Genomic DNA, 24,998 nt, shown 5'->3' with positions numbered 1-24,998 from the left:
AAACGAGCGCGAGCATTTTGCTAGCTGGCACTCGTTTCCAACGCGTGCCAGGATAGCTTTACGATTCTATCGTATTTTCATTTTAACTGCTCTAACGCTCGTTATAAACAAGCGCGAGCTATATTTTTAATCTACTTTCTTCACTGCAGTTTTTGCCGAAACGCCATTTTCATTTATGGCTTCGATAGCGAAATAGTAAGCTTTTTGGCTATCCATCGCTTTAAACCAGTATTCGTTAAAATCGTGTATCATGATGCAGTTGTAAAGTTTATCGGGTGCTGTACCGTAATACAGGTTATAGGCAAAGGCATTATTAACCGGTTGCCACTTGATGTAGGCACTGCGTTTATCTTTTTCGGTGCGCAACACAATCAGGTTTTTTATCTGTGTTGGTTTTTCGCCATTGCCATTACCAAAAACACGCAGGCCACTAATGGCAAATTTTCCGGTAGGCATGTGGATATTAACCATTTTAATGAACCTCGTTCTAACCGCTTTGGGGAGCTCGATATAATCATGTGGCACATCGGTTTTATTCTGGCTTTTATCAACCAAAACACTCCATTTTTTGCCATCAACAGATGAAAGGATTTTGTACTGGTGAAAAATACCGGTCTGCTTACCTATAAACTCAGCATCCTGATCGGCATAATTGATTTGGATGGCATTTACCGTAGCTAAACTGCCCAAATCTGTCTGGATCCATTCGCCATTATTTGCTGTTTTAGCACTCCAATAGGTCTTAATACTTTCATCAACGGCATTATTGGCCTGAAAAGCACCCAATGTTGATGAAACCGTAACTGGTTTTTTATAGTTGATAAGCATCCAGCCTGGGCCTGCAGGGCCATTTTCTTTTCTTTCGGAAGGCAGATAGAGCGGATAATCGCCAAATGCGGTATTGGTCCACATTACATCATCCTGATCAAAACCCGTAGGCCAAATGCCCATCCGGCGTTCCCAGGTGTTTTTAACGCATATAATGCTGGTAGAAATGTGCCAGTAGTTTGTGTTGTTATCCTGAAAAGTTGCCCCATGGCCAGCACCGCGTGAAAAACCACCGCCCTTATAACTCAGTGGATCGGATTGAGGTGTAGCCTGAATACCATCAAAAAGTGGTTTACTGCCCACTACAACTCCGTCTGAATAGCCGCTAAACTCGGTTCCGGGGGCACCATACTGAAAATAGTATTTACCATTGTGTTTGGTCATCCAGGCACCTTCTGCAAAAGGATCGAGAAAAGTATCGTCCATATATTCTCCAAAACGTTGCCAGCCATAACGCCAGCTTTGCAGCAGGTACATTGGGGTGCGGGTTCCTTTAGGCTTAAATGTTTTGCGGTCTAATTCTACTCCATACATCGGGTAGTTGTTGCTGCTGCCGTTGTACATGTAAAATTTACCATCATCATCAGTAAAAAATGCCGGGTCCCAGCCACCAATTTCTAACGAATCAACCAAAGGAAACCATTTGTTTCCTTTGGGATCGGTACTGCCCCATAGGGTGAAATTTTTGGTGTAAGTACTGCCAAAAACCACCATGGTATCGCCAACGATGCCTACTCCGGGTGCGCAGAGTTCATCTTTGGTTTTATTCCATGGGCGCAGAAACTTTCGTTCTTCAAATTTCCAGTTTAGCATATCAGGGCTATGCCAGTAACCCCATTGGTTGGTGCTAAACAAGTAAAAATCGCCTTTGTAGTTAACAATAACCGGATCGGCCGTGGCACGATGCCTGCCCCACTCGGTAAAAGACTCGAAAGGGGTATAACCATAGTCTACATTAATCGGGTTGCAATAGGTTTTCTGCTGTGCTTTCGACCCGATTGTGAGGCTGATTAATATGATGAATAGAATATTTTTCATTTAATATGCTAAAATTTTAACTGCCGGCTTATTTCTTCAATTCCGGACTTTCAAATCCAAGTTTTGTTAAACCTTTTTGTACATCGGTATTGCTCATAAATAACTTCCAAAGCAGTCCTGACCTGTAATTTTCGATCATGACCACCATCGGGCCCTGATCTATTCCTAAATAGCGTTGCGGGTACCAGTTGTCCGTTTCAGAAAAAGCATCATAAAAACCGTACTTGCCCCAAACTTTGGTACCTAAATCTTCGTAAAGGTGTCTGATCACCTTCATCGATTCTTTTGGTGTATAGGGTATTGATGAAATGGCAGCTGTAGGAGAAATTACCCCAAAATCTTCTTGTGGATTATGTGCAGCATAGCCTTTAACAGAATAACTGGCTGTTAAACCCCAGTTGTTTTGGCCATAGCCTTTAAAACCTTTTGGGTTAGCTACGCAGTAATCGTGAATGGCCAGCGTATGGTTTACATTATTCTCCCAGTAATTGGCATAACGGTCTTTTAATCCTTTGGGGTTTAAACCTAAATAAGAATAATGTGCCCAGAATAAGGGACCAACCAAGTTTTTCTGGCCTTGATAGTCAAGTGTGAAAGGATGGCCGTAAACTTCATAATTGACTTTAATTTCTCCATTTCTGGCCCAACCCTGATGGTAAACTTCGGTAGGGACGGTATGGGTAGGGGAGGATGCAGCTAAAACGTACATAATTAAACATTCGTTATAGCCTTTTACCGGAAAGTTCATTTCCCATTGGTATTCGGGAGACCAGTGCCAGTACAATACATTCTGACCTCCTTTGCGGTACCAGTTAAAATCAATTCCTTTCCAAAGTTCGTCAGCTTTTTTAGCTAAAGCTTTTTCAGCTGGTGTACCATTTTTATAATAAGCATCGATACAAATTAAGGCTTGCGCAACAAAGGAAGTTTCTACCAGGTCGCCACCATTATCTTTGCGTCCGAAAGGACGTACTTTACCGGTTTCGCCATAAATCCAGTGCGACCAGGCACCATGAAAGCGATCGGCCTTAGCCAGGAAATCGAGTATTTTATTTAATCTGTTTAGACCGTCTTTTTTGGTCACATAACTCCTGTCGATACCACTTAAAATAGCCATTAAGCCAAAGCCTGTAGCGCCTGTTGCAACAGTACTTTTATCGTTTTCGGGATACACATTATCTACATGATAGCGCTCGCGGCCGGCACCTGAAGTAGGTTCGGCACCATCCCAGAAATACTGGAAGGTTTGTTTTTGTACCAGATCTAGTAATTGTTCATCTGAAAGGTTTTTCTTAATGCTAAGATCAGGATTGTAACCTTGCTTTTTGTCCTGAGCACAAGCCGAAAGGGTAAAAAGTGTAAGTATTAATAAATGTTGAAATTTGAGTTTCATTTGTGTGTGTTGTTAAAGGTTTGGACTGCTAAAACCAAGATTTTTCATTCCTGCTTTTACTTCCGGGGCACTCATAAATAAGTTCCAGATTAGTTTTGTTCTGTAATTTTCGATCATAACCACTATAGGTCCCTGATCTATCGCCAGGGTTGAGGTGGCAAACCATTGGTCTTTTAATGAAAAAGCATCGTAAAAGCCATAATCGCCCCAGGTTTTATTGCCCAGCTTGTAATAAAAATACCTTAGTGCCTGCATCGATTCGGTGGGAGTGTAAGCCATAGAAGCGAGTGCTGCTGTAGGCGCTATGGTTCCAACATCGTTGGTTGGCGAACTTGCAGTATATCCACTTTGAATATCGCTGGCTGTTAAACCCCAGCAGTTTTCGCTGTAACCATAATTACCCTGTGGATTGGCTTTGCAATAATTGTAATTGATTAAAGCATGTGCTTTAGTTTGCGTTTCGTAATTGGCGTAGGCATCTGTTAAACCGGTTGGATTAATGCCCATAAAAGAATAGTGCGCAAAAAATAGCGGACCACCGTTCGCTGTTCCTAGCGGGAGTTGAACCCCATAGTAGCTACTGCCGTTTTTCATGGCTCCATTTTGTGCCCATCCGGTATCGTAAACAGTTTTAGGAATAGCAAAAGTAGGAGAGGCTGCGGCCATCACGTAAGTAATTAAACACTCGTTCCATCCTTTAATGGGTAAATTCATATCCCAGTTATAATTGGGGCTCCAATGCCAGTATAAGGTATTGCCGTTGTCTTTCCGGTACCAGCTCCATTCTACACCATTGTAGATGGAATTAATATCGGCTCTTAAAGTAGTCTCTGCTGCGTCAATTCCGTTAAAATATTGTCGGGCGGTAATTAAACCTGCCATTAGGAAAGAAGTTTCTACTAAATCGCCACCATTGTCTTTAACGCTAAATGGAATTACTTTTCCGGTATTTCCATCCAGCCAGTGTGGATAGGCGCCATGAAAGCGATCGGCGGTTTTTAAGAAAGATACTATTTTTTGTATCCTTGCCAATCCATCTGCTCTGCTAATAAAATTACGGCTAATCCCGGTAATCAGAGCCATAATACCAAAGCCCGAACCACCTGAAGTAACCGTATTGCCGGAAGTATTGCGCTCCCGGGCCAAACCACTGGTTGGGTGGCCAAAATCCCAGAAATATTTAAAGGTTTGTTTTTGAACAAGGGTAAGTAGTTCATCATCTGTAACGCGGGCAAATTTGTCGGTATCGTCAACTGCGGTAATCAGGGTTACTGTAATTGCCGATTGCAATTTGTTTCCGCTTTTTGATAACAAGCCAGTATTAATGTTTAAAATATATTTTGTAATAGGTTGCAATGTCGAAGAGGTAATTACAACGGTATTATCGTTATTTTCTAAGGTTGGGGTAAATGCTGCGGTGTTTCCGGCTGCATCGGTTAAGGTAATGTTTCCACTAACAGAAGATAGGTTGATAGCAGAAGAGAAGGTAATTTTAACAACAGGCGTATTGTTTAAACCATAATAGGTAAAGCCGCTGTAAGTGCCGTTTACTTTTAAATCGGCAAAAGAATAAGTTGATGGAGGTGCAACCGGATCTATTACGGGATCGTTGGTGCCGCCTTTTTTGCAAGCAAAGAAAAAAACAGAAAGGATTAGAATAAAGAAATAGTTTTTTTTCATTTCGGGAGATTTTAAAAAGGGCTACCATTTGGCAGCCCCTTAAATTGTGCCTATTTTGAGGTAGGATTTTTATTTTCCTCTACCTTCAAGCTTTGCAAGAGCACTGATTTCATCTGCTGTTAAAGCTTTATTGTAAATGCGAACTTCATCTAATTGACCAACCAGATAACTAGCCCAATCTTGCTTACCAGTTGATGTAGTTAAACTTGGCGTAGTTTGGAATTGAACCGTTCCAAAAACCATTTTACCAGCATCCTGGAAAGTTAATTGACCTAAGTTAGCTACCGTTTTTTCGCCAATTTTAGATCCATTGAAGTAAACTTTAAATGTAGATGTCGCAGCATCGTACGAGTATACAATTTGATTCCATTTGTTCCATGGATCTGTTAGTTTTAAGAAATTATCACCTCCGTTGTTAACAACACCAGTATAAGTTCTTGCAACTAATTTTCCAGTGGTAGCGTCACCGCCATTTTCAAAGAAAAATGTAAGGTTGCCCCAAAAATCAGAAGATTTAGCTACATCTACCAAACCAACAATCCCTTTATCGTTTAAAGGCATTTTCTCCCAAAGGGAAAGTGTAAAACTTTTTAAGCTTTGAACCGCTGCTGGGGTATTAGATACCACATAACCATTTAAAGCCCCCTGTAAGCCTTGTCCTTTAATTCCTTTTGCAAAAGAGGTTCCGGTGTTAACACCAACAGTATTAGAAATACTATCGGTATAGCTGCCATCAAAAGCCCAGTAGGCTACTAAGCTGCTGGTAGCAATTTGCTTTGAGCTGGTGTAGCCGCCAATGTTTAGTGGTGGGGCATAACTGGCCGGATCAAATTCTTTTTGGCAGGATGATAACCCCAGTGTTACTGTCGCCATCAATAAAAAATATTTTGTTTTCATTTTTGTAAAATTTAAAAGCGATTAATAACCTGGATTTTGTGTTAAAGTACCTGCACTTTTATCGATCTCGGTAGAAGGTATTGGCCAAACTTCGTTTTTACCGGCTTTCCAGCCTTTAGCACCGAAAACAGCAGTACCACGACCCTGACGAATTACATCAAAATAACGATCAGATTCCATAGCTAATTCTACTTGTCTTTCTTTCCAGATAGCCTGACGTAATGCATCTTTGTCATTGGTTGTAACATCAGGTAAAACACCGGCAACACCGCCACGGGCACGAGCGCGAACTTTGTTTAAAGATGTTTTAGCCAATGTAGTATTGCCTAGCTCGTTAGCAGCCTCAGCATTCATTAATAAAACGTCGGCAAAACGAAGTACACGTACATTTTGTTGAGAACCTTCGGTGTAGCCAGAAACAATTAAGCTAAATGGAACATAAGATTTCTCATTATACATTGGGTTATCGCCTGTTGCTGCAATTGCATCGCCTTGTGGAGTAGTTTCTCCTCTGAAGATAATTGTTCCATTTCTTCTTACATCGCCTGTCTCAAAGGCAGCAGCTAGTGCAGCAGTTGGCACATTAAAGCCCCAGCCTGCCACTGAACCACGAACACCCTGAACCTGACTGTATTGAGAGTTAGAAGCATCCTTATTGTTTAGCAATAGTTCGCATTGAATTTCAAATACAGATTCGATGTTATTTTCGCGGGTGGTACGGAATCCTTCCTGGAAGTTAGGATATAAATCGTAACCTAAAGTCATAACCGTGTTGGTGTAAGAAAGAACAGCATCCCATTTGCCTAAATACATCGCAACTTTGGCATGTAAACCTAATGCTGCACCTTTTGTTGCTCTACCTAAATCAGCAGCAGGGTATGTTTGAGGCAATACTGCAGCAGCATCATCTAAATCTTTCTCAATTGCAGCATAAACCTGAGCTTTTGGTGTTCTTGGAGTGTTAAATTCTGAGGCATCCTTTGGTATGTTTAAACGTAAAGGAACATCACCAAATGCACGCACTAATCTGAAATAAGAATAGGCACGAACAAATTTTGCTTCAGCAATGTAGCGCGACTTTAGGCTGGCATCCATGCTAATAGCCGGAATATTATCTAATACCTGGTTGCACAAGTTGATATTTTGATACTGAGCTTCCCAAAAACCGCCAAACTGGCCTTCTGTTGAAGAAGCTGTATAGTTATCAAAATTGTTTAAATAACTGGCGTCATTAGCAGAACTTCCTTTTTCGGCGTCATCGCCAGGGATACTTTCCACTGCTAAAGCCGGGAAAGCTGTATTTCCCCAGGTTCTTAAATTGGCATAGATAGCGTTAACTGCTTTTGTGGCATCATCCTGGGTTTTCCAGAATGTTACCGCTGGTTGTTTGGCCTGAGGATCTACATTCAGGAAATCCTTTTTACACGCGGGTATCACTAATGTACTTGCGCATAAAGCTATAAATCCAAACTTTTGAATATATGTTTTTTTATGATTTAATTTCATCGTCGTATGTATTAGAATTGCACTTGAAGACCTAATCTATAAATAGCAGAAAGCGGATACACACTGGCATCAATACCTCTTGAGATAGGGCCTGAACCAGCATCGTAACCAATTTCTGGTGTAAAACCTTTATAACCGAATAGGTTGATTGCATTTTGTGCATCAAGGAATACCCTTACTTTTTTCATTGTCCATTTGCTCATTAAGCTTGCAGGGAGTGCATAACCTAACTGAATTGTTCTTAGACGGATATATGAACCATCTTCAACATAGAAAGAGTTTGGAGCTGCATTGGTTGTTGAACCAACGTTCGCTGAAGGGTAAGTGTTAGAGGTACCAGCACCATGCCATCTGTTATCGTAAAAATCTTTGCTGAAGTTCTCATTACCGAAACGATAGGCAATGTTGGCATTGTAAACATCAACATCTGCCACACCTTGAATATCGAATGACAAATCCCATCCTTTGTAAGCGAAAGTTGTATTGATACCGTAACTGTATTTAGGATTTGGATTTCCTAATACAACACGATCTTTTCCATCAATAACACCATCACCATTTTGATCTATATATCTAAAATCTCCAGGTTTAGCAGAAGTATTTTGTGCAGAGGCTGCAACTTCCGCTGGAGTTTGGAAAATGCCGGCAACCTGATAACCAAAGAATGATCCGATTGGACCTCCTTGAACGGTACGTGTGGCCAAAGCACCATTAGCAATACCTTGCCCACCATTGTAAATTGGATTTAAACCGGTAATTACCGATAACACTTTGTTATTGTTAATTCCTATGTTTGCACTAATGGAATAGCTAAAATCATCTTTCGGTTGATCTCTCCAGGTTGCTAAAAACTCAAAACCACGGTTCTGTAAATCGGCCTGGTTACCAATCATTCTACTTGAGGAAGTACCAATTGAGCTTAAGATCGGGATTTCGAAAATTGCCTGTTCGGTTTTCTTATTGTAATAACTAGCTTCAATATTCAGTCGATTTTTAAGGAATGCGGCTTCAATACCGATATCGGTACCTGTTGTACGTTCCCAATTTAAGAATGAAGGTACTAACGAAGCAACGCTTGCTCCAGTATACGCTACGCCATTAAAAATAGCTACATAACCAGCACTTTGCGTTACTGTTAAAGTAGTTGGATTTAATGGAACTCCAGCATTACCTACTTTACCCCACGATCCTTTTAATTTTAAGTTATTCACTACATTTTGGTCTTTCATGAAATCTTCATTGGAAATAACCCAGCCAGCACCAACTGCAGGGAAGTAACCCCAAAGATCGCCACCACCAAAAAATTGCGAGGCAGCATCGGCACGTAATGTAGCGTTCAATAAATATTTGTTTTTGAATGAATAATTTGCTCTACCGAAGTAAGATAGGTAAGTTGATAAACTACCTCCATCAATTACCTCACGATTCGAGGCTGTACCTAAAGCCAGATATAAATCGCCATCACTTGAATATGGAACATTTAATGCACTGGAGTTGATATAATAATTCTTTCTTCTTTGAGCTGTTGTACCAGCCAATAAAGTTAAATTATGATCACCAAATGTGTTTTTATAGGTTAAAGTGTTTTCAAGAATCCAGTTTCTGTTTTCATCTCTGTTAACAATTAACTTACTGATATCATTTCTTTGACCCTGGGTTGCCTGATAAGAAGGGGTATAGCCTCTTACTTCATTTTGTCCGAAGTCGCCACCTGCACTTGTTCTAAAAGTAAAATTTTTGGCAAAAGTTAATTCTGCATAAACATTACCGTTTATGCGGTAGTTTTTAGATTTTTGGTTAAAGAAATCTAAGGTTACCTGAGGGTTGAAGTTATTACCACCACCTAAGCTGAAATCATTTGCATCGCCATAAGTTCCATCTGCGTAGTAAACCGGAACAACCGGGCCAGCAGCATATAACTGACGGAAAATACCACCATTTATGTCATTGGAGTTAATTGACGTACCTGAGATAGAATAACCTAATTTTAACGATTTCAACACTTGAAAATCATTTGAAAATTTAGCAGTATAACGTTTCCAGTTTTGGGTTTTAACAATACCATCTTCATTTGTATAACCTAGTGAAAAATTATAAGTTGTTTTCTCTGTGCCACCATTTATAGAAATTTGATGATTGGTTTGCAGGGCATTTCTAAAGGCCTGATTATACCAGTTAGTCCCTTCACCATAGCTGGCTGGGTTCGCAAACAATGCCTGAGCGGAGTTTGATGCCGATAATTCGTTGATAATCGTTGCATATTCTGTAGCGTTAGCCATTTCAATTTGGTTGGTTACTTTTTTGTATCCAACTGAACCGTTGTAGTTAATTACAGGATTACCGGTTTTACCTTTGTTTGTGGTTACCAGGATAACACCATTAGCTGCACGGATACCATAAATTGATTGGGATGATGCATCTTTTAAGATACTCATGTCAGCAATATCAGCTGGGTTTAAGAAACTGATATCATCGTACCATACTCCGTCAACTACATATAAAACACCTAAGGCTCCAAAAATAGTACCTGTACCGCGGATTGTGATTTGAGGTGTTGAACCTGGCGTACCAGAGTTGGTAATATTAACACCTGCTACCTTACCTTGTAATGCGCTTACTGCATTAACAGACGCTTGTTTTGAAATGTCTTCGCCTTTAACTGAAGCTACCGATCCGGTAACATCAATTTTTCTCTGCGTACCATAACCAACAACCACAACCTGCTCTAATTGTTGTGTTGATGAAGCTAAGGATACATTGATTGTAGTTTGGTTATTTACAGCCTGCTCTTGTGCTGTATAGCCAACAAAGTTAAATACCAGAGTGGCGTTGCCCGGCACACTAATGGAGTAGTTGCCGTTTACATCTGTCTGTGTACCGTTTTGTGTGCCTTTAATTAAAATAGATACGCCCGGCAATGGAGTTTTATCGCCGCCATCAATTACCTTACCTTTCACAGTAATGTTTTGCGCAAATGCTACGTTAATTGCGAGTAAACAAAATACGGCCAGAACAGAAATTCTTGTAAAGATTCTTTTCATGCTTATTAAAATTTAGTTTAATTGTTAGTTAAATGTGGGGTTGTTTTTGTGGATGTGCAAGTGTTTTTACCTCTACATTAATACATCAACAGCAGCTGTAAGGTTTCACACCTAAATAAACCAAATGCGATTTTGGGTCAAAAACGCAGTTTTTTTGAATTTTAACAAAACATTAACACTTGGGTAAGTGTATAAAACACACCAAGTGTTTTGTGGGGCTTTAAAAAGTGCTATGAGAGGTAATGATGTAGTGCCTGGTGAGGGCAAAACTTCAAAAAAGTGATAAAAACCGTTTTTTACGCAAACGTTTCCGTACCAGGGGGCGACTGATCTTACAATGAATTAAAATGAAAAATTCAGGAATGCGAAAGCCTAAAGCTCCATTAAAAACTCGGTTAAATTTTTATCGTGCGGTACTTCTAGTTTTTTGCGCAGGCGGTACCTGCGGATCTCTACACCTCTTAAACTGATGTTCAGTAAGGACGACATTTCTTTACTGCTCATGTTCATCCTTAAATAAGCGCAGAGCTTTAAATCGTTAGGTACGAGATCAGGATGTTGCGCCTTTAACTTTTTAAAGAAACTTTCGTGTGCTTCATTAAAGCTGTTTTCGAACAGGTGCCAGTCGCGCTCGTCGTTCATACCGTCGTTAATTACTTTCTGTATTTTGCGGGTTTGCTCATCAGAAAGTTTCTTCCCGTTTTCATCTTTAAGCTTGGTTATATCATCTGCCAGTTTTTGAAGCAGCTCATTCTTATACACCAGGGTCATAGCAGAATTGGCCAGTTCCCTGTTTTTCGAAGCGAGCTCGGCCTGAAGTTTTTCTGTTTGGAGCTTAATGATTTGCTTTTCGCTAATTTCGGCTTCCTGTCTTAATCTTTCCTGTTGCTCTGCCTTTAAACGGTTGGTAATTTTTTGACTGTCGCGCTGCAGTTTCCTTTCATATATCTTTTTGCCCAAAATTAAAACCACCACAAATAAAATGGTGTAAAATAATATAGCCCAATTATTCAAATACCACGGGCGTAGGATGGTGAATGTATAAACTGTTTCGGCACTTACTGTGCTGTCATCAATTTTTGCCCTTACTTTAAAAGTATAGGTACCAGCACTTAGGTTGGTAAAATCTTTTTGGGTAGCGTAAGTCCAGTCAAACCAAGTTCTCGAATAACCTTCCAGGTAAAACTGATATTTCACTTTGGCCTGCCTGTAATAAGGTAGTGTATAAGAAATGCGGATATTGTTTCTGCTGTTCTGAATCTCAGTAGGCTCCTCGCCATTGCCAGTTTCGCTAATCAGCGAAAATTTATCGGTAATATCTTCAATCCGCCTGATCAACACGGCTGGTAGTTTTTGTTTCTGGATGTTTAGCTCAGCCGTTGGATTATAAATCACAAACCCATCATCAACACTAATGAGATAAATTGAATCACTTATGCGGCTAATATTTTCATAGTACTGCACCATCCGGCCATCCAAAATGCTAAATTGGTTCGAATCTATTTCTATCTTGCCAGGTTCGCTAAAATTAACCAAAGCGGTTTTACCGTGATTGATGAACCAATATTTTTTACTTCCGGCTGGGATAATTTTATTCGAGGTTTCGAAAGAGCCCAGGTTTTTATTGAGTACCTCGTATTTGGTGAATTTATTACTTAACTCATCGTAGGTGTAAAAACCAGCATCAGATGAAAAGACAATCTTATTCTCCAGATTGAAAATATTGATGTTGTAATTGCCTGGTAAGCCATTTTTCTCGTCAAAATATTTGGTGCTCGTTACCCTGGTATAATCGGGGCTAAGGCTTAATTTAAATAAGCCCTTGTAAGCATGGCCCACCCAAATGTCGCCTCTGTTGTCTTGCTCAACATATCTCGAAGGAGCTCCAAATCCTGCTATTTTTGTTGCGAACCTCAATCCTGCACCTGGTGATTTGGTAAAGAGAGATAAGCCTGTATAAGTACCCTGAACCAGGTAATTTGGGTTAGAATTTAGTTTTTTAATGGTCCAGCCACCCGATGATCTTGATATCCATTCTATTTGATCGCCCAAAACCTTAAAGGTACCGCTGTTATGGCCACAAATTAACTCATTATCGATAATGGCCAATTCCCAAACCTGTCCTTGCGAATTCGGTATTAAACGAAAATTGAAGGGGAGGAGATTATACGGCGACCACTCGCTGTAAAATAGGCCCTGATTGGTGCCGAGATAAATTTTATTGTTAAAAATGATACTGGAGTATACGGTACCAAACTGACCTGTTTTATCAAAGTAAAAATAAAGGGGAGAATTGAGTTCAATACGGTCGATTCCGTTATCCAAACCTGTCCAGAGGTTTTGCTCATTATCTGCGTATAAACTTAATATGGTATTGTTTTGCAATCCGCTCGATTTATTAATGCGTTGCACAACCCTGCCATTTTCATCGATAATGATTAAACCGTTTAAAATGGTGCCGTAAGCATAATATTTGCCCAATAAACTTACACCATTATTTAACTGATAGGTTTTTAGGTAATTGTTTGCCGGGGTGTTTAAAGGGGTGAAATTGTTGCCATCGTAAGTAAAAAGCCCATTTTTACTGGTGCCAATAATCAGTCCGTTGTTTTTATAAGGTAAAATGGAGAGAATTCCTTCTTTGCCCATTTGCTCACTCTGCGGCAGGTGTACCAGTTTATTGCCAATAAGCTCGAACAGGCCTTGCTCCAGCACCTCTATAAAATACCGTTGATTAACTTTATGCAAGAACAAAAAAGAAGAAGGCGACTTTACCACTTCGATTTTATTGTTTTTGTAGATGAAGATTTTTGAAAAAGATTGAAAAATTACCCGGTCGCGATCTATATAGATTTTCCAAACTTCATCATCTATTTTTATACCTTTTGGGAGGAGATTGGTAAGTGAATTATAGCTTAATTTGTTGTTTTTGATAGCCCAGAAGCCAAACTCTCCAAAGCTGCCTGTGTATATTCTACCCTGGTTATCAGTAGCAACGGCTCTAACAATCTGGCGGTTTGGCATTCTGTATTTCTGCCAGTAACGGCCATCGAAAGTTAATAAACCCTCGGCATTACCAAAGTACATTACACCATTTTTGTCTTTTGCTATGCTCCAGTTCTGGTTACCTGATGAATAAACTGATTTTGGATAATTTTCTATGTACGGTACACCAATGCTTTTAATATCAGCAGCAAAAATATGGGTAGAAGTACAAACGACAAGCAATAAAAGAAAACATAGAAGTTTTTGCATGTAATGCTAAATTAGGATGCTGATTAAAACACAAATTAAATAAAAAAATGATAATTGACTAACTTGTTGATCAACCGAAACAAAAAAGCAGACACAGTATGAAGTTTCATATTGCATCTGCTTTATATAAATAAGTTAGGAGTAAGTTTAAGCTAAACTAAGTTTTCCAACCGGCTGCGGTACTTTTACATAATAACCAGTTCCATCATAAGGGCGCTTACGTGGATTCGTGGTGCAGGCTTCCGAGCAGCAGCCTTGAAGCTGTTCGCCACATGCATCGCATTGGGTTACGTGTTCATTGCACTCCGGATTAGCACAGTTGATCATTTTAGGGGTAGTAACACCACAATTATAGCAAACAGAAACCACCGTTGGGTTAACCTGGTTTACATCAACCGCAATCCTGTTATCGAAAACGTAACACTTGCCTTCAAAATCTTTTCCACCAGCTTCTTTGCCGTATTTGATAATGCCACCATGCAATTGGTACACATCGTTAAAACCATGATGCAATAATAGGGCAGATGCTTTTTCGCATTTAATGCCACCGGTGCAATAGGTTAAAATCTTCTTGTCTTTATATTGGGCGAGCTGGTTAATTTGTTCAGGGAAATCGCGGAAGTTCTCAATATCGAGGGTTACGGCATTTTTAAATTTGCCCAGGTTATGTTCATAATTAGAACGTACATCCAAAATTACTACATCTTCGTCATCCTTCATTTTCATGAAATCAACCGGTTCCAAGTGTTTACCTGTTTTTTCATTTGGATTGATAATCGAAGTATCTCTTAAACCAGAATGTACAATTTCCGATTTGTAGCGGCAGTGCATTTTTAAGAACGAAAGTTCTTCTACATTGTCTACTTTAAATTCTGTTTTGGCAAATCTTTCATCCGCGTGAATGGCTTTCATGTAAGCTTCACAGGCTTCTGGAGTACCTGAAACAGTACCATTTAAACCTTCGTCGGCAACGATGATACGGCCAACCAGGCCTAGTGATTTACAAAATTTTAGGTGATCGGCAGCAAATTGCTCTGCCTCTGCTATGTAGCTATAGCAATAGTAAAGTAGTGTCTGATATTTTTTCATAACGCTGTTGATACCGTTGCAAACGGCGTTTAAAGCGGTGCAAAGATAAGAGAATTATGTAAGATGTAAAAATGGAAAAAGGAAAATGTAAGATAGCGGGTAAACTCCATCATCCATCTTACATTTTTCATGTTAAAGTCCGTAAGAAATCCTAAATCCTTGCGTCAGTTTGCGCCCCCCATCGTAAGCAAAGCCATAACTGGCCCTTAAAACCAAGCGCTGTATACCGAAGTAAAATTCTTTATAATTTCGTTTTTCTGGCGACGATAAATAGCCACCACCTATAAATTCCTCTAATTTTGCTTTACGCAACAACGGGATTTTGTTCATGAAAAAGCCCGCAAAATTATGCTCCACATGCGCTTCAAAATATTGCTGGTTGGTACTGAACTGATAAAAATCCAGGTATTGGAACTTTCTGAAATTTGGTGGAAAAATGGTAGAGATGTTTCCCGAAAAATGTTTGAAATCGGGATAGTACATTTTACTGTTGTTGATAAACTTACCAACGCCCGCCAAAAATGAAGTATATCCCAGTAAACCCAAACCAATTCTCTCCTGATAAACTTCTGCTTTTACAAAGTCGTAATCTATATCGCTGTTTAGTACATTGTTAAAGCCTTTTTTATATAAAACGGTAATTCTGGGATACTTCGATTCAGTGTAGAATTTGCCATCCGGTCGGCTAATGTATTTTTGCCCGATGGTATAGGTTAAACTGGCAGTAGCACTAAACGAATTATAGGTAGGGAAAAGCGGTAATTCTTCCGTCGGGCTAAACGGATTGTTAGAGGTAAATTCTCTATCCTTTGCATCAATAAACTTAAAATTACTACTGTTAGTCAGGTTTTTGTTATGGCTATAATCGATGCCTAAACTACCTTGTAAGCCTGTAGCCAGTTCTCTGGTTGTGTTAATGTTAGCAAAGCTTTTTTCATAAAATTTAGGGAAATTCTTTTCGTAAAATAACGAGTTTATGCTATTACCCAGGGCCGTCATGGAGCCCAGGTTGTTCAGGTCAAAAATACCGTTACCAAATGATGCACCAACACTGGCTCTTTTTAGCGGGTTGTAATAGTAATTTCCGGTTAAACTTCCAGTTAGTTTCTTATTGGCAAAACCATATCTCAACTCCGGACGGATGGAGTACGATCTTCTATTTTCGAAAGTTTTACGGTAGGTAACACCATATTTAATCGTAAAACCCTCTACGGTATTGTAAAAAAATGCCCTAAGCACTGGATCAAAATACCAGTATTCTTTATCGTAACGATCGTTAATGCTATGTCCCCGGAGTAACAGTTTTACAATGCCAAATTTATTATTGTCTTTTTCTAACGAATCGAGGTATTTTTTCGACTCCTTTAGCTTAGCTATACTATCTTTTTTAACATAATTTATCTTTTCGTCTTCAGTTAAGGGAATAGGCCTGTTGTTGACCCAATAAGCTGAATCTTTTTTGTTAACCATTTCTGTCACCTTCAATATTTCGCCGCTGAAGAAGTTTTTAGAAAATTTAGGATCGATATTGTAATTGCTGTACACACCAACATAATAACCAGCAATTTTAAACCCCAGTACATTACCTGCAAACTGAAAGTTGATTGAGGTTGGCATATATACTTCTTTCACTTTAGTAAACTGTTGACTGATGTTTAGTGTATCGATAAAGTTGATGCCTGCGTTTTTGGTCAGAAAAAGATCGGTGTTGTAAATCCTCCAGCTATTATCTATAATGTAAATTATGCCCCTGAATACTGGGTCGTTTTCACGGCGTGGAATTACTTGTATCTTGTGAATCAGCTCTCCATTTTCCGTGCTTTCGCCAAGTAACTTGTATTTGTAATAGAACAAGGCATTATCGGCAATTGGAGATATAAAGCCCCTAGCGCTTAATTTGTTTTCCAGCAGGTAATTGTCGTAAAAATTAATAATCAGATCAGAAGCCTTATTGAAACTGAAAGCATTATTGCGTCCGGCTACTTTTGATGAAATCATTTCTTCGTGAATATCGTTCGGCCGGCTGAAATTGAATTTGCTCTGCGATTCTGAAAGATAGATAATCCCTTTGCGGTTGGTATCGAGCTCCAAAACCTTCTGTATATCCTGGCCGAAAAACTTTTTAGGGGCGCCTTTTAAGCGTTGAACGCCTTTAATGTAAACATCACAACTAAAGCTTTTAACTTCATTTAAATGTGTTTTTCGTTCTTTAATTGCTTTCCTCATAATAGCATAAGCCGGATCTTCGGCATTTGCCCTGATATTTACATTTTCTAAAGTATAACTTTCTGCACTTAGTGTTACATTTAGGGCAATATCATCGGTAAGGTTAATAATATGATCTTGTTGTTTGTAGCCTACAGCCCTAAAACTCAAAGTTTGCTGGCCGCTTTTTAATTTTACCGAATACTTGCCATCTACATTGGCTGATGTGCCGGTAGTAGTGTTTTTTAAATATACCGAAGCAAAAGGAACAGGCTGACCGTTGCTATCTTTAACTGTGCCGGTTACTGTAAATTGTTGAGCAAATGCAATATGGGTAAGACTACAAAGTAACAGGAGCGCGCAAATTCTTATCATAAGTTAGATTAGTAAATTATAAATATCGAATAACTTTTAAGACTATACATACAGGCATGTGTTAAAGTTTGTTAAGTTGGCAAAAAAATAATAACAACGCTAATTTTTATAAAACAATATATCACCCGGTGTTAGTTTCAATCCACATCAAACGTTTGTCTCTTTAATAAAGCCATTAAAATTGCCTTTTTGGTTCTGTAAGGCTTTTTTTTATAACTTTGGAGCCAACAATCAACCATATTAAAGGCCATGTATAAAACATTACAACCGGTTCTTCAAAAAGAACTAGAAGAAATTGAGAACGCTGGATTATTTAAACGCGAACGGATCATAATTACCCCTCAGGGTGCCGACATTCAGGTAAGTGGCGGAGCCGAGGTAGTAAACTTTTGTGCAAATAACTATTTAGGGCTCTCATCACACCCAAAGGTGATAGAAGCGGCTAAAAAAGCGATCGATGATCATGGCTATGGAATGTCATCTGTTCGTTTCATCTGCGGAACACAGGATGTGCACAAAGAATTGGAAGCCAAAATTTCTAAATTCTTAGGTACTGAAGATACCATTTTATACGCTGCTGCCTTTGATGCCAATGGAGGGGTTTTTGAGCCTTTGTTCAATGCAGAAGATGCCATTATTTCGGATGAGTTGAACCATGCTTCAATTATTGATGGGGTTCGTTTGTGTAAAGCGCAACGCTTCCGTTATAAAAATGCAGATATGGAAGATCTGGAGAAACAATTAATTGCAGCTAAAGATTGCAGACACCGCATTATTGTTACCGATGGTGCTTTCTCTATGGATGGTTCTGTTGCGCCATTGGATAAAATTGCTGATCTGGCTGATAAATACGAAGCATTAATTATGATTGATGAATCGCACTGTACAGGCTTTATTGGTAAAAATGGTCGCGGAACACATGAACATTTCGATGTAATTGACCGTATTGATATCATTACAGGTACATTAGGTAAAGCATTAGGTGGCGCTTCAGGTGGTTTTACTTCAGGTAAGAAAGAAATTATCGATATGCTGCGTCAGCGTTCACGTCCGTATTTATTCTCTAACACTTTAGCTCCGGCTATTGCAGGTGCATCTATTGCTGTGCTTGATATGTTGAGCGAAACCACTGCCTTAAGAGATAAGCTGGAATCAAACACTAAATATTTTCGCGAAAAAATGACGGCTGAAGGTTTTGATATCAAGCCTGGTTTCCACCCAATTGTTCCGGTAATGCTTTATGATGCAAAAATTGCACAGGAGTTTGCGGCTAAGATGCTTAACGAAGGTATTTATGTAATTGGATTCTTCTATCCTGTTGTACCTCAGGGTAAAGCAAGAATCAGGGTGCAGTTATCGGCAGGGCATGAGCAACATCACCTGGATAAAGCCATTGCGGCCTTTACCAAAGTAGGAAAAGAATTAGGTGTAATTTAATAGCCCTAAATTTTATATCATTCAAAAGCCGCTTCTTGCGGCTTTTTTTGTTTCGGGTTCATTTTCTTTTATAATGCTATTGTAAACTGATTATTTGAACTCGGTAACCTTAAAAATATTAGATAATTTGCTGTATATTTGAAGCCATGTTACAGGATAAAATAACACAATATACCGAAAAAATCAATGCTTTTGTAACCGAAAAAGCAGATGAATTAGAGCAGTTCCGTATTAAATATTTAGGAAGCAAGGGTATCATTAAAGAGATTTTCGAAGAATTTAAAACAGTTTCTGTCGAAGAAAAAAGATCTCTAGGTAAGGTGCTGAACGAATTTAAGCAACTGGCCGAATCGAAATACCAGGTGTTAAAAGAATCGACAGAAAGTTCTGATCAGCAAACAGATTATACACAACCCGATATGACATTGCCCGGCGAAGGTTTCGAGATTGGTTCCCGTCACCCGCTGGCACTTGTGCGTAGAGAGATTGTTGAGATTTTTGCCAAACTGGGCTTTACTGTAGCCGAAGGGCCGGAGATTGAAGACGACTGGCATAACTTCTCGGCACTTAACTTCCCTGAAGAGCACCCGGCAAGAGATATGCAGGATACCTTCTTCATTAAAAAAGGTGGCGAAAAAGGCGATATTGCCTTGCGTACGCACACCTCTTCTGTACAGGTGCGGATGATGGAGCAGGGACAGCCGCCATTCAGGGCCATTATGCCAGGTCGTGTATATCGTAACGAAGCTATCTCGGCAAGGGCACACTGCTTTTTTCACCAGATAGAAGGTTTATATGTAGATGAAAATGTTTCATTTGCAGATTTAAAACAAACCTTGTTTTACTTTGTGCAGGAGTTGTATGGCGAAGGTACTAAAGTTCGTTTCCGCCCGTCGTATTTTCCTTTTACTGAACCTTCTGCAGAGATGGATATTTCTTGTACCATTTGTAAAGGTTCGGGTTGCCAGCTTTGTAAACATAGTGGCTGGGTAGAAATTTTGGGTTGTGGTATGGTAGATCCAAATGTATTGGAAAACTGTGACATCGATTCGAAAAAATATAGCGGATTTGCATTTGGAATGGGTATAGAACGTATAGCCAACCTGAAATACGTAATTAAAGATCTACGCCTGTTCTCAGAAAACGATGCACGCTTTTTAAAGCAGTTTAAATCGGCTTTAATCTAAAACATGAGGTATCTCTACAGCATATTGTTTGTCTTGATCTTTACTGCGGGTTGTGGTAAAGATGAAGGCTACATTCCTGATGTTCCGGTAAACTACAATGTAACATTAACTGAATTTAGCATTAAAGCTGTTAATAACGTTTTGGTTGTACCAGGCCATGGCGTTGGCGGATTACTTGTGGTTAAAACACCATTTAATACCTATGTCGCTTTTGATCGTTGCAGTACGGTGAATCCGGAGAAAATATGCAAGGTAGCACCTGATGATAGTGGGGTAACTGCAACTGACGCCTGTTCGGGAGCAAAATTTTCATTGTATGATGGCAGCCCACAAAAAGCCCCTGCCGAAAGAAGCTTAAAAAGCTACAATGTTTCAGTACAGGGCAATACATTAATACACGTAAGCAATTAGAATGGAAGCTGAAAAAATAAAAGAAACAGTAAAAAAGGCGGCCAAAGAACTCTTCAGAAAATACGGTTATCATAAAACCAGTGTAAACGAAATTGCTAAAAAAGCACGTATTGCTAAAGCAACCATTTATAAATACTTTGAAAGTAAAGAGCAGGTTTTAGATAGTATCCTGATGGATTATCTGGACCAGAACCTTTACGAAATATTAAATAACAAAGTAAGTTACGCTAGCGAAGAAGAGCATTTAAAGGCACTGGTAATGAAAACCAGCCGTTTATCTTTTACCGCCTGTAACGAATTTATCGGTTGGGATTTTGTGCGCGAAAATGCAAACTCTCAGGAGTTTTTAAAACATTTGTCAGATCAGTTGGAAGCATTATTGCTAGCGGCCTATCTGCAGTTAGATAACTTTAAAAACAACCCCGCCCGTCGCGAAGGATTGGCTTTTCTGCTTAAGGCAAGTAAAAGTATTGTGTTTTCATTCGCTTTTACTTCGGTTAGCGATTCGGATGTGCGCAAGAATTTCGTGAGTTTTCAAAAAGAAATATTACCATTCTTGGTAAAGGCTGCGCTTTAGTGCCTAAGCCGTGCATAAATTAAATGTTTATTGGTTATAGTAATCTTTAAACTTAAATTTTTGCACGGTTTTTTTAATCTTGCCGTCAACCAGTTTTTGGGTAATTACAGTAACATTATCTGCAATACTCGAATCTTCAATAACTGAAGAATCTTCATAAAGTTCTTTCTTAACATCAAACTTGTAGTTGATGGTTTTATCAAAGCAGCAACCGTTTTTCAGATGGATAGCAAGCTGTTTGTTTTTCTTGTCAACATCAAACAAACCAAGGTTTTCGCTGGCTAGTTTAGTTAATGCTGCATTCAACACAAGTTTATTGTTAATTGAGATGTAAATATCGTAAGATGGACTGGCGTAAGCACCGTTGTTGCCATTTCTGATTGCTAGATCTTCGGTACCGTCAAAATTGAAATCGCCAAATATAAGTGGGGTTTGGTATTTACCAAGATCGAGCCAGCCCAGTTGGGCGTTTTGCATTTCAGTCAAGCCAAAATCCAGGTCTTTTGAAGTAAAAGTCTGCATTTCCTGGTCCGTAATCTTATCATACAAAATAATGGTAGCTTTTCCATTGCAATGTCCTGTGGTGCAATTTTCTACAAAAATTTTGGCTTTGAAGTTATTTGAGCTGTTATTGGCCAAAAATTTAAACTGAGCCTGTAAACTGTACCCAATCAGTAAAAAAGCACAAGAGAATATTAAGTTTTTCATTCAAAAAATTTCGATAAAATTAACCTAATATTCTCTTGCAAAAGGTTAAAAAAGGTTAACGCTTCATAGTGGGTAACTAACTGTTGCCCGGCGCCAGGTTAATTTTTTCTGATTATTCCCATTTGAATACTTTAACGGCAACTGCATAAATACCTATTCCCCAGATTAAGAGAATCATAATCTGAAATTTTACATCCCAAAGGCCAAGCCCTTCAAAGGCTACCTTACGCATGGCATCGTTTAAATAGGTGAGTGGTAACGCTCTGCTAATAGGTTGTAACCAGTTCGGGAAGGCCTCGATTGAAAAGAAAGTTCCCGATAGTAAGAATTGCGGAAGGGTTACAATATTTGAAATAGGAGGGATCATGCTTTCATTTTTGGCAATACCCGAAATAATAAAGCCAAATCCCATAAAAACAATTACCCCTAAAGTAGCCAGCAGCAACATGTTGACGACCGTGAGTGCGCCATGAATAAGTGTAAAGCCAAAGAAAAAATGGCCTAATAATATGATAAATAAGGCCCCAATCAATGCAAAACCTATACGTGCAATACCTTCGCCAATTACAATGCTCGATCGTTTTACAGGCGTAGCAAAAAAGCGTTTAATGACCAGAGTTTGGCGCAGGCTTAAAAATACAAAGGCTGTTCCGAATACACCGGTGCTTAATAATGAGAAGCCTAATTGGCCTGGCAGAATAAAGTCTATCGTTTTATATTCGCGTCCGGTAATGGTGCTTTCGCGTATTTCGGCAACCGATGGTTTTAACGTTTTATCGTAAAACAGATTGTTCAGTACTGATTTTAAAATACCGCCTTTATCTCTTGACGCAGAAGTGTAAACAACATTTACTGAATAGGCTGCTGTATTTACTTTCCGGTGCACATCAATCATGGCATCAACATTTCCTTTTTCAAGCAGCTTATCGAACTCCGCTTTTGGTTTGTCTTTAACCAGTCTGATCATGCCAGTTTTCTCCAGCATGCCTATTACCGGATTGTTTATATCCGATCCCGGAGTAATACCAACATCGATGTGGGTACCGCCGCCGCCTAAAAACCCGAAAACCAGGATAAATATCAGGGGAAAGGCGAGCGTGAAAACCACAGCCGAAGGGCTTCGCATAATAGAACGGAAACTCGCTTTTGCCAAAGCCAGGGTTGCTGTGGTATTGCTGTAACCGTTCGCCCCCGTGTGGGACCTTGAATTTTGATCTTGTATATCTTTTTGCATATTAATTCTGCTATTTAATGACAGGCTTATGTTTTAGATTTTAGTTCCTCTGGTGGGTAATTACTACTCTCTCCACTCTTTGCCTGTCAAGTTGATGAAAACATCTTCCAGATTAGCTTTTTTTACCTCTTTTTTGCGTTCGAAACCGCTGTTTACCAATTGATCGATCAGATTGTCGGGTGTATCAAGCGCAATGATCTCGCCGCGTTCTACAAAGGCCACACGGTCGCAAAGTTGTTCTGCCTCATCCATGTAGTGTGTGGTAATTACAACTGTTGTGCCTGCATTGCGGATTTCAGTAATCAGATCCCATAAGTTTCTTCTGGCTTGTGGATCTAAACCGGTAGTAGGCTCGTCGAGGAAGATAATTTTGGGTTGGTTAATAAGTGTGGTAGCAATAGAAAAGCGTTGTTTCTGACCTCCAGAAAGTGCTTTGTATTTGGCTTTAGCTTTATCCTGCAGGTTTACTTTTTCCAGCATTTCCATGGGCTTGATGTTGGCGCCATATAAACCCGCAAAAAGCTCAATCAGCTCAATAAGATTTAAGTTAGGGTAATAACCTGCGGCCTGTAGCTGTACACCTATAATTTGTTTTATTTCCTGCGCCTGTTTCTCTACAGAGAAGCCATCAACAGTAATTTCGCCCGATGTTTTATCCCTTAAAGTTTCGATAATTTCGAGGGTAGTGGTTTTGCCGGCACCATTTGGGCCAAGTAAACCAAAAATTTCATGTTCGTAAACGTCAAAACTAAGACCTTGAACGGCCACAAAATCATCATATTTTTTTACCAGGTTTTTGACACTGATAATAGCTTTGGGTGTTTCCATGTTGCGAATGTAAGGAGCTTTAAATGAATTGAAAATGAATTTTATCAGTTATGACTTAAAATGTCGGTAAAATGATGTTTTGTTCAGGCGAAATGGGTTAAAAAAACAAATCTGCGAATCTCCAGCCTGAAATTTGCCGTAGATCCGCAGATTATGGTATGCGATTTTAGTCTTTTTACTTTAAGCTTAAATTACCAGGTTAATTCGCCTTTGATTACCGATACAAAATCATCGAATAAGTAACGCGAATCATGTGGGCCTGGTGAAGATTCAGGGTGGTATTGAACCGAAAAGGCTTTTTTACCTTTAACACGGATACCTTCAATCGATTTATCGTTAAGGTTTACGTGTGTAACCTCAACTTTATCAGAATTAATTACTTCTTCTGGTACTACGCCAAAACCGTGGTTCTGAGAAGTTACTTCACAGTGGTTTTTAATGATGTTTTTAACCGGGTGGTTTAAACCACGGTGACCGTTAAACATTTTCATGGTACCAATGCCATTGGCTTCTGCCAATAACTGGTGACCTAAACAGATGCCGAAAAGAGGTTTATCGGCAGCTAAGATTGCAGTAATGGTTTCAACAGCGTAAGGCATAACCGATGGATCGCCAGGACCGTTTGAAATGAAATAACCATCAGGGTTAAACTTTTCCATTTCAGCAAATGTAGTTTTTGCCGGGAAAACCTGAACATAAATGTCGCGGCTTTCGAAATTGCGCAAAATGTTTTTCTTGATACCTAAATCTAAAGCAGCAACTTTTAAACTTGCTTCAGGGTTACCGTAAAAATAAGGCTCGGTAGTACTCACTTTAGAAGAAAGCTCTAAACCTTCCATTGATGGTACTTCGGCCAGTTTTTGCTTTAGTTCTTCTAAATCTGTGATTTCTGAAGAGATAATGGCATTCATTGCGCCTTTATCCCTGATATGGCGAACCAATGCGCGGGTATCGATATCCGAAATAGCAACTAAATTGTCATTCTGGAAATAATCCTGGATTGATTCTGTAGCTTGTTTACGGCTATATACAATGTTATAATTTTTACAAACTAAACCGGCAATTTTAATCGAACCTGATTCGATTTCATCTTTATGGATACCATAATTACCAATATGTGAATTGGTAGTAACCATTATCTGTCCAAAATAACTTGGATCGGTAAAAATTTCCTGGTAACCTGTCATCCCGGTATTAAAACAAATTTCGCCCGTAGTGGTGCCAATTTTTCCGGCCGCTTTGCCGTAAAAAACTGTGCCATCGGCCAGTAATAAAATCGCAGGTAACTTGGTGTAGTTAGTCATGGTAA

General features: G+C 39.3%; 17 protein-coding genes. 4 read left to right on the top strand and 13 right to left on the bottom strand.

Going from position 1 to position 24,998, the window contains the following annotated elements; all coding sequences use genetic code 11:
- Nucleotides 1–126: 126 nt before the first annotated feature.
- The 9 genes from G7074_RS04100 to G7074_RS04060 form a co-directional block, all read right to left on the bottom strand.
- Nucleotides 127–1,866 carry a family 43 glycosylhydrolase gene (locus tag G7074_RS04100; protein ID WP_124559501.1) on the bottom strand — a complete coding sequence of 580 codons (1,740 nt, stop codon included), beginning with the start codon at nt 1,864–1,866 and terminating at the stop codon, nt 127–129.
- A gap of 28 nt (nt 1,867–1,894) precedes the next feature.
- A complete protein-coding gene (locus tag G7074_RS04095; RefSeq protein WP_124559502.1) occupies nt 1,895–3,259 on the bottom strand; it encodes a glucoamylase family protein in 1,365 nt (454 codons plus the stop codon).
- A 12-nt stretch (nt 3,260–3,271) separates the two neighbouring features.
- Nucleotides 3,272–4,939, bottom strand: coding sequence for a glucoamylase family protein (locus G7074_RS04090; protein WP_124559503.1), 1,668 nt, complete (start codon nt 4,937–4,939; stop codon nt 3,272–3,274).
- Nucleotides 4,940–5,008: 69 nt separating this feature from the next.
- The gene (locus G7074_RS04085; RefSeq protein WP_124559504.1) at nt 5,009–5,836 is read right to left on the bottom strand and encodes a LamG domain-containing protein; all 828 of its coding nucleotides are present in this window, start codon (nt 5,834–5,836) and stop codon (nt 5,009–5,011) included.
- 21 nt (nt 5,837–5,857) lie between these two features.
- Nucleotides 5,858–7,342, bottom strand: a complete 1,485-nt coding sequence (locus tag G7074_RS04080; protein ID WP_124559505.1) for a RagB/SusD family nutrient uptake outer membrane protein — start codon at nt 7,340–7,342, stop codon at nt 5,858–5,860.
- 11 nt (nt 7,343–7,353) lie between these two features.
- Nucleotides 7,354–10,383, bottom strand: a complete 3,030-nt coding sequence (locus G7074_RS04075; RefSeq protein WP_124559506.1) for a TonB-dependent receptor — start codon at nt 10,381–10,383, stop codon at nt 7,354–7,356.
- 372 nt (nt 10,384–10,755) lie between these two features.
- The gene (locus G7074_RS04070; RefSeq protein WP_124559507.1) at nt 10,756–13,638 is read right to left on the bottom strand and encodes a triple tyrosine motif-containing protein; all 2,883 of its coding nucleotides are present in this window, start codon (nt 13,636–13,638) and stop codon (nt 10,756–10,758) included.
- A 147-nt stretch (nt 13,639–13,785) separates the two neighbouring features.
- Nucleotides 13,786–14,727: a rhodanese-related sulfurtransferase gene (locus tag G7074_RS04065; protein WP_124559508.1), complete on the bottom strand. Its 942-nt coding sequence runs from the start codon at nt 14,725–14,727 to the stop codon at nt 13,786–13,788.
- 132 nt (nt 14,728–14,859) lie between these two features.
- On the bottom strand, nt 14,860–17,307 hold the full coding sequence (locus tag G7074_RS04060; protein WP_124559509.1) for a DUF5686 and carboxypeptidase regulatory-like domain-containing protein: 2,448 nt from the start codon (nt 17,305–17,307) through the stop codon (nt 14,860–14,862).
- 249 nt (nt 17,308–17,556) lie between these two features.
- Here G7074_RS04060 and kbl point away from each other — a divergent pair, with 249 nt between their 5' ends.
- The 4 genes from kbl (at nt 17,557) to G7074_RS04040 (ending at nt 20,919) form a co-directional block, all read left to right on the top strand.
- Complete coding sequence (kbl, locus tag G7074_RS04055) at nt 17,557–18,744, top strand: glycine C-acetyltransferase (RefSeq protein WP_166207075.1); 1,188 nt, start codon at nt 17,557–17,559, stop codon at nt 18,742–18,744.
- A gap of 146 nt (nt 18,745–18,890) precedes the next feature.
- Nucleotides 18,891–19,931 carry a phenylalanine--tRNA ligase subunit alpha gene (gene pheS / locus G7074_RS04050; protein WP_166207072.1) on the top strand — a complete coding sequence of 347 codons (1,041 nt, stop codon included), beginning with the start codon at nt 18,891–18,893 and terminating at the stop codon, nt 19,929–19,931.
- Nucleotides 19,932–19,934: 3 nt separating this feature from the next.
- Nucleotides 19,935–20,342: a hypothetical protein gene (locus tag G7074_RS04045; RefSeq protein WP_166207069.1), complete on the top strand. Its 408-nt coding sequence runs from the start codon at nt 19,935–19,937 to the stop codon at nt 20,340–20,342.
- Between the two features lies 1 nt (nt 20,343).
- Nucleotides 20,344–20,919 (top strand): TetR/AcrR family transcriptional regulator, encoded by a 576-nt coding sequence (locus G7074_RS04040; protein WP_090501759.1) that lies wholly within the window; start codon nt 20,344–20,346, stop codon nt 20,917–20,919.
- Nucleotides 20,920–20,946: 27 nt separating this feature from the next.
- Here the strand turns inward: G7074_RS04040 and G7074_RS04035 are convergent, their stop codons facing one another.
- From G7074_RS04035 to carA, 4 genes are all read right to left on the bottom strand, one after another.
- Nucleotides 20,947–21,627, bottom strand: coding sequence for a hypothetical protein (locus G7074_RS04035; RefSeq protein ID WP_124559513.1), 681 nt, complete (start codon nt 21,625–21,627; stop codon nt 20,947–20,949).
- Between the two features lie 112 nt (nt 21,628–21,739).
- Complete coding sequence (locus G7074_RS04030) at nt 21,740–22,861, bottom strand: ABC transporter permease (RefSeq protein ID WP_124559514.1); 1,122 nt, start codon at nt 22,859–22,861, stop codon at nt 21,740–21,742.
- Nucleotides 22,862–22,924: 63 nt separating this feature from the next.
- Entirely contained in the window at nt 22,925–23,689 is a 765-nt protein-coding gene (locus G7074_RS04025) for an ABC transporter ATP-binding protein (protein ID WP_124559515.1), read from the bottom strand.
- Nucleotides 23,690–23,880: 191 nt separating this feature from the next.
- Nucleotides 23,881–24,993: a glutamine-hydrolyzing carbamoyl-phosphate synthase small subunit gene (gene carA / locus G7074_RS04020; protein WP_124559516.1), complete on the bottom strand. Its 1,113-nt coding sequence runs from the start codon at nt 24,991–24,993 to the stop codon at nt 23,881–23,883.
- Nucleotides 24,994–24,998 lie beyond the last annotated feature (5 nt).

Source organism: Pedobacter sp. HDW13, from assembly GCF_011303555.1.
Lineage (GTDB): Bacteria > Bacteroidota > Bacteroidia > Sphingobacteriales > Sphingobacteriaceae > Pedobacter.
The sequence above is the reverse complement of the archived record's forward strand: the minus strand, read 5'-3'. Positions and strand labels throughout refer to the sequence as shown.